Raw genomic sequence first — 9262 nt, 5'->3', positions numbered from 1 at the left:
TAGGTATATTTTTGGGGATGATAGTAAGCAGTTCCACTGCTCAAACTGTGCAGACTTCGCAGGAAATTACCATTGATGACCTAAAACCTAACATCAATTACGCTCAATCGGATCCCTTTTACCAACCAGTAAGAGAAAAAGCGGGATGGGCACTACTCAGTTCAGCTGTGATTCCCGGAAGTGGGCAAGCTGCCAACAAAAAATGGGTACGGGCAGGATTATATTTCCTGGCAGAAGCGGTGATGGTTGGCGTATACCTTAAAGGCTCTCACGACGCAAGAGTAGAAGAACGAAGATACAAGCGATTTGCAAATAACAACTGGAGCGTGGTCAACTATGCCCAATGGCTGGTGGAATACCACGAACAAAATAACTTAAGCAATAGTCATATTAATGATCTTGAGCAACATATCGAAGGTAAAACCGCTGATTACAATCCCGAGAGCGACTGGTCGAAAGTAGATATTGAACTGCTACGCAATGTGGAACGCAATACCCCGTTTGTATATCCGGAACATATTGGCAATAATTTTTCGCATGTTATGCCGGATTACGGTTCGCAACAATATTATGAACTTATTAGCAAATATTATCAATATGGCCCGGGCTGGAACGATTTTACAGCTCAATACCAACTAAACTGGGACGGCAGTGGAATGCCGGACAATTTTATTTTAGGTGCACGCCTGGCTAATGACTTCAATGACAGTTATCGCCTGGCCGGGAACATGGTTTCGTTTCTGATATTAAACCATATTATATCGGCTTTTGATGCCTTTTTAACAGTTAAGATTAAAAACCGAAAATTGGAAACGGAGACCAATCTGTTAAATCCACATCGAACCTTTACACTAAAATTTCATTTTTAAGTAATATCCAAAGAATCATATTTTTAAAGATATGTGGTCACAAATAAAATCATTACTCACAAATAAAATATTCTACCTGGGGTTGGGTAGTTTAATTGCCGCCGGAGCACTGTTTCTGGCGCTGCTCGATTTTGTAATTATGCCGGCCTATACCAATTACAACGAAGGCGTTACAGTACCCGATATTACCCAGGTTTCATTAGATGAAGCCCAAGAACGCCTTACTTCATACGGGTTGCGATACGAAGTTGCCGAACGTCGATCAAATTCAGCTTATCCGGCTGATTATGTGATTGACCAAATGCCGGCAGCGGCAGAAATTGTGAAGCCAAACCGCAAAGTTTATCTCACTGTTAATACGGAGGCTAATCCCACCGTTCAAGTTCCAAAGGTCGTAGACCTGTCACTCCGTAACGCTCAAATCCAACTGGAAAATTACGGTTTGCGGGTAGGTACCATCAGCTATGAATCATCCCGGTTTAAAAATGTTGTATTGCGCCAATCGGTACCGGCCGAAAATATAGTGCCCAAAAGTACGATGGTTGATTTGGTAGTAAGCGACGGACTCGGTGAAAAAATGGTTGATATCCCTAATATTAAGGGACTGCGCCTCTCCGAAGCGCAACAAAAATTACAGAAAGCAGGTCTGCGTATTGGTGAGATCCGATTTCAACCAAGTAAAGAGTTTGATCCCAATGTCATCATCAATTACGAACCACAAAAAGACCAAATTACAGTAGGAGAAACACTGAAACTTATTGTCTCTGAACGATTTGAAGTAAAAGAAGAAGATGAATCCGGAGCCGTAATTGATACCTCAAATATTTCCTCACCAGAAGATAACAACAATTAATTGATATGGATTTTACATTACCCATTTTAGCTCCCTCAATTTTAGCCTCCGACTACACGCGCCTTGGCGAAGAAATCGACAAATGTAATCAAGCTGACATACAATGGTTGCACTGTGATATCATGGATGGCCATTTTGTTCCTAATATCAGCTACGGCCCAAAATTTGTAGAAGCAGCAGGAAGTTGTTCGGACGCCTTTTTAGATGTTCATTTGATGATTGAAAATCCAGATCAGTACATCGAGCGTTTTGTAGATGGCGGCGCCGATCAAATTACCGTACACCAGGAAGCATGTCCCCATTTACATCGCACTATTCAAAAAATTCACCATTTTGGCATTACTGCAGGCGTCGCAATAAATCCCGCTACTTCTCTGCAATCAGTTGAGCCGATCATAAACGATGTAGATTTGATTCTTCTAATGAGCGTAAATCCCGGTTTTGGGGGACAATCCTTTATCGAAAATACCTATCAGCGCCTGCAAAAACTGAACGCTATGCGTGATGAATACGGCGCCGGTTTTCTTATAGAGGTAGACGGTGGCGTAAACCTCGATAATATCCAAAAAGTTACCCAGTACGGTGCCGATGTTCTTGTAGCCGGAAGCGCTGTTTTTAAGGCCAAAAACATCCCAAAACGAATTGAAAATCTGACAGAGAACGCAAAATTGGGAAAAGGAACAATTGCTTAAATCACTTTTATACGATTTACAAAAAATTCATACTATTTCCTTATTTTAAGATTTCAGATCTATAATTAAAGTAGAGGCCATTTATCGCAGAACAATCAACCATTAGTGAAAAAACCTATCAAATTAATGATGTCGAGCCCGTCCTTATTTTAGGTTTTCAGGATGAATATCTGAAAAAGATTGACGAGGCTTATCCCGATGCTAACATTTCAGCCCGCGGCAATACTATTAGAATTTCGGGTCCCAAAGGGGATTGTATAGAACTTGTGGAGGTTTTTAGTGAACTCGAACGTATGGCTGCCCGTAATGAAGACCTCACTGAAAGTGATCTTGAAACCGTTCTCGCTCTTAAACACAGCGACCGCGCAAACGAAAGACCCAATCCACTGCACGATACCCGTGTTACCGGTGATTTTATTATCAACACTCATACTGGAGAAGCCATAACGGCAAAAACACCGGGACAAAAAAAGATCCTTGAAGCAGCTGCTGCAAATGATATTGTGTTTACTATTGGTCCTGCAGGAACGGGAAAAACCTACACCTCAGTGGCCTTGGCAGTAAAGGCACTCAAAGAACGAAAAGTGAAAAAGATCGTACTTGCACGTCCCGCCGTTGAAGCTGGTGAAACACTTGGTTTTTTACCCGGTGATCTGCGCGAAAAGATCGATCCCTACTTACGACCGCTTTACGATGCACTCGAAGATATGATTGAATATGATCGGCTTGAGATGCATCTGGCAAAAAATAATATCGAAATTGCACCCTTGGCCTATATGCGGGGCCGTACGCTCAATAACGCATTTGTAATTTTGGATGAGGCTCAAAATACGACCAATATGCAGATGAAGATGTTCCTCACGCGTATTGGATTTAACAGTAAAGCCATTATTACTGGCGATATCACCCAAACCGACCTGCCCCATAAACAAAAATCAGGACTTATCTCTATTCAAAGGATTCTTAAAGGCATCAACGGCATCTCTTTTGTCTATCTTGATGAAAATGATGTTGTTCGCCACAAGTTAGTGCGAGATATCATCGAGGCTTACGACAAGTACGAAAATAAAAATGACAAGAAATCGTAGCATGCCCACAAAAGAACTCACTGCCCATCCCCTGTATGAAGGAACGTTTAGCGTAGGTCTGGATACAAAATTCAACCGGATTGATCGTGACGATCCGCCTGCCAAAGGAGCTCTAAAAATTTCACTCAATCCCTTTTTCATCCAATCGGGCAATAAAAATATTCTTTTCGATGTTGGGATTGGTGATTTTGGAGAAGATACAAGCACCAATCTCATTAAGGAAAACCTCGAAGAGTTAGGGCTGACAGAATACGATATCACTGATATTTTTGCCAGCCATCTACACTACGATCACATTGGAGGACTGGCAGGGCAATCATCGGGGTATTGGGAGCTGACGTTCCCCGATGCAAATGTATGGGTTTCCAAAAAGGGATGGAAAAAAGTAATGGACATGGATGAGTATTATGACGACGTAAAAACAGAATTTATTCATTTTTTAGATGCCAAAGCTAAACTCCATTTTCTGGATGAAGAAGATCAGCCCTATCCCGAAGTAAAAGTCGAAAAGATCGGTGGACATACCGAATTTTCACAGGTGTTACTTTTTGATGACGGTCACCAAAAATACCTGATGGCCGGTGATGTCTTAGCCACCCGTGGTGAAGTAAATCGAACATTTGCGGCGAAATATGATTTTAATGCTGATCAAAGTATGGAAGCGCGAAAAGCACTCACTCAAAAAGCCTACGAAGAACAATACACGGTGATGGGATATCACGATACGCACCATCCCCTATTTAATTTAACCGACTACGACGAACAACAGGGATACAAAATAGAAGCTATTTAATAATGTCATTACCTAATTTCACTGACAAGATTTTTAGTTACCTGGATAATCAAGAACTGCCCGAGAATATCGAAGCCGCCGTCATTTTAGGCTCTGGGCTGGGTGGTTTTGCGGATCAGATCCAAAACCCATCGACCATTCCCTATCACGATATCCCCGGAATGCCGGTTTCATCAGTAGAGGGACATGCCGGAGAACTTATTTTTGGTAGCGTTAACGATCAAAATGTAATGGCCTTTTCCGGGCGTTTTCATCACTACGAAGGGTTTTCTTTTGATGAAACGGCTACGCCAGTATACATTGCTAATTATCTTGGATCAGACAAACTCATTGTTTCCAATGCAGCCGGAGCTATTAATACCTCCTTTTCGGTTGGGGATTTGATGGTGATCGAGAGCGTAATACGCAATAATTTAGCTATATCACCGCTGGGTAATCCAAAACATCGGTATCAACATCATCAATGGGTTCCAAAAGTCAGAAAAATTGCTGCAGAACTCGGACTCGTCACACAACTTGGCAATTATATGTATGTTACCGGACCCAATTACGAGACCAAAGCAGAGATCAGATCCTTTCGCAAAATGGGCGCCGATGCCGTAGGAATGTCCACAGCTACTGAACTTTTCGAGGCCGCCCGCCTTAATCTAAAAAGCACAGCTATTTCGCTGATTACCAATATGTCAACCGGTGTTACGGGCGAAAAGCTTGATCACGAAGAGGTCAAAGCTGCTGCCGATGCTCGCAAGGAGGATTTTGCCAAGCTGGTTACAGCTCTAATCGAAAAGCTTTAGGCCGCGGATCTACACTGATCTAAAATCTGATCTTTAACTTGTTCCAATCTGTGAAAATCTGTGGCTAATCTAAACATCCAGTGTTTGCTGATCTCCGTACTTCTCTAAATACTTATCCAGCTTCAGTTTTCTGCGTGTAGAATCGCTCGTCATATAGCGCACCTTACCGTAAATGGGTCGCTCCTGCCAGGCGCGGTCAAAGCGACCGAAAATCCAGAAGATACCCGAATAACTGTTGGGATCACGCCCATCAATGGCATAGCGGTTATTAAGCTCAATCAGATAAGCCAACGCAATTTCCGGATTTGGGGTCCATTCCAGCACTTTCTTGCCCCAAAGCATACGCAAATAATTATGCATTACCCCCTCCTCTCGAAGCTGCGTTTGCGCAGCATTCCAGATCTCATCATGCGTCTTCGACTGCGCAAATTCTTCCAGCTCATAAATATATTCCCGCGGATCGTCTTTGTGCTTCTCCAGTGTTTCCAAGGCCCAATCCGGCAGTGAATCGTATTGATCGTAATCCGGCTCGTGATGTGCGAAATGAAATCCTACCTCCCGCCACGTAATGACCTCATCCAGAAAAGCATCTACATTGGGATCACCGTTAAAAAATCCACCGGTAGACCCTTTGTTGAATGTAATATCGTCGAGATCCCATCCTTTGGGCTGATGATCGAGCACTGCATCCACGATTTCATATTCGGATACCTTGCCAAAGTGCAGCCACGGACTCAATCCACTGGTCGCATTGATATCGGGATCATTGCGATGGTCGTCATATTTTGACAACCCGTATTGAATAAACTGTCCCAATTTGCCCAGCGCTGCCTGACGTGTACCCTGCAGCTCAATTTTCCCAACCTCATGATTAATAGACAATGAGCTAATAAACGACTCTCGGTCTTTTAACTTTTTATCCGCCCGAGGATATGTGTCCAGAAAGTCATCATTTAAAGAAACAGTATCCCTATTTTCCAAATCACCCAATGGATCTTTAATAGGAGGATGGGTAAAACACTCTATAAAATTTCTTTGCATAATCTTACGGAAAAAGTAGGCATTGTAGGGCGCTTTATCCGTCAATCCCAATGGAATAATGCCATTGGAATCTACCGTGATATAAGGAACCTCTAATTTAGGCCCCACTTTCTCATTATGCTCCCGAATAATATATACCGGAAACTCATCCGAAATTACAGTACAGGCATTCTCAGCTAAATCATAAAGCAACCCACTCCCTGCCCCCGGGTTATCTTCCAGATATGAGTAATAATTAACATCATTCTCTTTAGCATACTCCAGGTTCTCCTCCATCCCCTCCATCAAAAAATGATGAAAGCGGTCAGAAGCCCACGGATAATCGCAATTCAATCCTTCATAGATCAGCAGCGGCTTATCTAATTTATTCGCCCAGCCTACCGCATATTCCAACGCATAATTGTATTGAAAACGCCGATTAATCTGCATCCAATACAACACATAATCACCATCAGAATTAGGCTCCTTTTCGTTACGCTTAAAAACACGCTTGCTGTTGATGTTTTTCATTGTCAATACTTTGAAAATTAATTGTTATTCAGGCGGAGCCATAAATGCCGGGCTAACGGGATTTTCTATAGTTTCCTCGACAATATGCTCAATTTCCTGAACCTGTTGATCTGTGAGGTCCCATCCAAATACCTTCTCAAAGGTGACTTGCTCCGGTTTACGTGCTCCCCAGATAGCTGAGTCTATTCCTTTATCCAAAATCCACCGTACAGCCAAGTGAATCACTTTTTGATTGAATTTATTACCAGCATATTCTTTCAATTTCTCTACCGCCTCAAGATGCCTATCAAATGTTTCGCCCTGAAATTTGGGATCTGCATTCCGCCGCAAATCCCCTTTGTTAAACGTGCGATCTTTACTCATTTTTCCGGACAATAATCCCCGGCACAAGGCGCCATACGTTAATAGGGTGATATCATTCTCTTTGCAATACGGGATAATATCATTTTCAATACCGCGCTCAAATAAGTTATAGGGCGGCTGACAAACATGAATGGGCGCCGTTTGCTGAAATTCTTCCATCTGCTCCGGCGAATAATTTGACACTCCAATCGCGCGAATCTTTCCTTCTTCAAGCAATTCGTGCAGTGTTTCAGCCGTCTCGGCAAATTCGGTATCCAAATCCGGCCAATGCACCTGATAAATATCAATATAATCGGTTTGTAATCTGCGAAGCGAATCATCCACTTCCTTGAGGATTCGATCGCGGGTTGAATTCCTCCGGATATTCCCGTCATCATCCCACTCCAAACCAAACTTCGTTGCAATCTGGATCTCATCTCTTTTCCCAAATTGCTGAATAGCTTCACCAACGAGTTCTTCGCTCTTACCAAAGCCATACACCGGAGCTGTGTCGATGGTAGTAACTCCTTTTTCAAGAGCCTCTATCACGGTCTCAACCGCCAACTGGTCGTCGGATCCGCCCCACATCCAGCCGCCGATGGCCCATGTACCAAGCGTTACTCTCGAAATATTAAAGTTTAAATTACTTACTTGTGTAAACTCCATACGTGATAAAAATTTTAATTAACCTGAATAGCGATCTAATTGATTGAGAAACTGATTCGTTGATTCTTTTATGGCTTTTTTATCTTCATCAGATTTCTTGTCATACATATTCACCATAAAACTATTGCGTCCACTTACCTCAAAGGCCTCGCGCTGTTCATCTACAAAATTCCAATACAAATAATTAAACGGACAGGCTCCTTCACCTGTTTTCTTAGTGACGCTATATTCACATGACGTACAATAATTGCTCATCTTGTTGATATAATTCCCACTGCTAACATACGGCTTTGAGGCAAGAATTCCTCCATCGGCAAAAGTTGACATCCCCAGCACATTGGGCAACACCACCCATTCATAGGCATCCACATAGGCCAACCAAAACCACTTGTTAAGCTCACGCGGATCGGTTTTGGTTAGATTACTAAAGTTACTGAGCACCATCAGCCGCTGTATATGATGCGAGTATCCCTGCTCGATAACCGGCTTTAAACTCTGCTGCAGGCAGTGCATTTTCGTATTTCCGGACCAAAATAATTCCGGCAGCGCCCCATCAAAATCCAAGAAATTTGTATCACGAACTTCCGGCATCATCGCCTCATAATAGATGCGGACAAATTCACGCCATCCCAAAATCTGCCGTACTAATCCTTCGACTGAATTGATGGGAGCCTTATCATTTTCATAAGCCTGAATCGCCCGTTCACAAATTTCCCAAGGCAACAGCAATCCGTTATTTAAATAAATCGACAAATTGGTGTGGAAAAGCGTTGGTTCATCGGTAGCCATGGCATCTTCGTAGGGACCAAAATCAGCCAAACGCTCCTCAATAAATTCATCAAGCAGCTGAAGAGCCTGTTCCCTCGTCACGGCATACCGAAAATCGTCCAGCACGCCAAAATTGTTAGGATGATATTCTTCTACCATCTGTATGACTTCGTTGGTGATATCGTCGGGCTCAACACCAGTAATTTCCGGAACGTCATATCCTTTGGGCAGTGACTCCCGATTATCTTCATCATAATTCCATTCCCCTCCCTCGGGCTCATCGCCATTCATCAAATAACCCGTTTTCTTTCGCATATCCCGATAGAAATATTCCATGCGATAGCCGGGCTCGATATTATCTTTCCAGGCATCCGGATCCGCAAAAAAGAATTGATTGGGAATTTCCTTAACGCGATCTCCAAAACTGCTTTTGACCTCCCTAAGACGTTCACGACTATCCCACTCCGATGGCGTCATAAAGGTTAATACTAAATCGGGATGGGACTCCAAAATATCGGAAAGGCCATCGTCATAGTGTTGATCCGTTGAATAGTAATAAACCGGATACCCCTCCTGCTGACATTCCACTGCAAAATGTCGCATGGAGCTGAGTACATAAGTAATTTTCTTTTTGTGATATGGCAGGGAATCACCTTTGGCTTTTGCCTCAATGAATACCAGCGGTGGCTTTTCTTCACGTACCCACTCGGGCCACACCTGCATATTAAGCTGATCGTGCAATACGAAAACAGCGTTATCTACTTTATGCAGATCTGCTTGAGAAATTCGTTGATCAACTTCTTTTAAAAATAGACGATTATTCATCCGATAAATTTCTATTGTTTG

General features: G+C 42.8%; 9 protein-coding genes. 6 read left to right on the top strand and 3 right to left on the bottom strand.

The genetic code is table 11. The features are described 5' to 3' along the window. The first annotated feature begins 17 nt into the window (after positions 1-17). The 6 genes from U5J89_RS15550 (at position 18) to U5J89_RS15525 (ending at position 5089) form a co-directional block, all read left to right on the top strand. Positions 18-869 (top strand): hypothetical protein, encoded by an 852-nt coding sequence (locus tag U5J89_RS15550; protein WP_322576572.1) that lies wholly within the window; start codon positions 18-20, stop codon positions 867-869. A gap of 31 nt (positions 870-900) precedes the next feature. Beyond that, a complete protein-coding gene (locus U5J89_RS15545) occupies positions 901-1722 on the top strand; it encodes a PASTA domain-containing protein (RefSeq protein WP_322576571.1) in 822 nt (273 codons plus the stop codon). A gap of 5 nt (positions 1723-1727) precedes the next feature. Continuing rightward, positions 1728-2414, top strand: coding sequence for a ribulose-phosphate 3-epimerase (rpe, locus tag U5J89_RS15540; RefSeq protein ID WP_322576570.1), 687 nt, complete (start codon positions 1728-1730; stop codon positions 2412-2414). Positions 2415-2515: 101 nt separating this feature from the next. Next, the gene (locus tag U5J89_RS15535) at positions 2516-3502 is read left to right on the top strand and encodes a PhoH family protein (RefSeq protein WP_416208552.1); all 987 of its coding nucleotides are present in this window, start codon (positions 2516-2518) and stop codon (positions 3500-3502) included. Between the two features lies 1 nt (position 3503). After that, positions 3504-4295 carry an MBL fold metallo-hydrolase gene (locus tag U5J89_RS15530; RefSeq protein ID WP_322576568.1) on the top strand — a complete coding sequence of 264 codons (792 nt, stop codon included), beginning with the start codon at positions 3504-3506 and terminating at the stop codon, positions 4293-4295. Between the two features lie 2 nt (positions 4296-4297). Beyond that, positions 4298-5089: a purine-nucleoside phosphorylase gene (locus tag U5J89_RS15525; protein WP_322576567.1), complete on the top strand. Its 792-nt coding sequence runs from the start codon at positions 4298-4300 to the stop codon at positions 5087-5089. Between the two features lie 69 nt (positions 5090-5158). On the opposite strand, the gene U5J89_RS15520 is transcribed toward U5J89_RS15525, so the two are convergent. From U5J89_RS15520 to U5J89_RS15510, 3 genes are read right to left on the bottom strand one after another with little or no spacing between them, the layout of a single operon-like run. After that, positions 5159-6640, bottom strand: a complete 1482-nt coding sequence (locus U5J89_RS15520; RefSeq protein ID WP_322576566.1) for a hypothetical protein — start codon at positions 6638-6640, stop codon at positions 5159-5161. Positions 6641-6664: 24 nt separating this feature from the next. Further along, a complete protein-coding gene (locus tag U5J89_RS15515; protein ID WP_322576565.1) occupies positions 6665-7648 on the bottom strand; it encodes an aldo/keto reductase in 984 nt (327 codons plus the stop codon). Between the two features lie 18 nt (positions 7649-7666). Continuing rightward, positions 7667-9241, bottom strand: a complete 1575-nt coding sequence (locus U5J89_RS15510) for a cryptochrome/photolyase family protein (RefSeq protein WP_322576564.1) — start codon at positions 9239-9241, stop codon at positions 7667-7669. Positions 9242-9262: the final 21 nt, after the last annotated feature.

It is taken from the genome of Fodinibius sp., assembly GCF_034521915.1.
Lineage (GTDB): Bacteria > Bacteroidota > Rhodothermia > Balneolales > Balneolaceae > Fodinibius.
The sequence above is the reverse complement of the archived record's forward strand: the minus strand, read 5'-3'. Positions and strand labels throughout refer to the sequence as shown.

Coding starts and splice junctions, on each gene's coding strand:
- U5J89_RS15510 (WP_322576564.1), bottom strand. CDS start 9,241: ATGAATAATCGTCTATTTTTAAAAGAAGTTGATCAACGAATTTCTCAA.
- U5J89_RS15525 (WP_322576567.1), top strand. CDS start 4,298: ATGTCATTACCTAATTTCACTGACAAGATTTTTAGTTACCTGGATAAT.
- U5J89_RS15515 (WP_322576565.1), bottom strand. CDS start 7,648: ATGGAGTTTACACAAGTAAGTAATTTAAACTTTAATATTTCGAGAGTA.
- U5J89_RS15550 (WP_322576572.1), top strand. CDS start 18: ATGATAGTAAGCAGTTCCACTGCTCAAACTGTGCAGACTTCGCAGGAA.
- U5J89_RS15520 (WP_322576566.1), bottom strand. CDS start 6,640: ATGAAAAACATCAACAGCAAGCGTGTTTTTAAGCGTAACGAAAAGGAG.
- rpe (WP_322576570.1), top strand. CDS start 1,728: ATGGATTTTACATTACCCATTTTAGCTCCCTCAATTTTAGCCTCCGAC.
- U5J89_RS15530 (WP_322576568.1), top strand. CDS start 3,504: ATGCCCACAAAAGAACTCACTGCCCATCCCCTGTATGAAGGAACGTTT.
- U5J89_RS15545 (WP_322576571.1), top strand. CDS start 901: ATGTGGTCACAAATAAAATCATTACTCACAAATAAAATATTCTACCTG.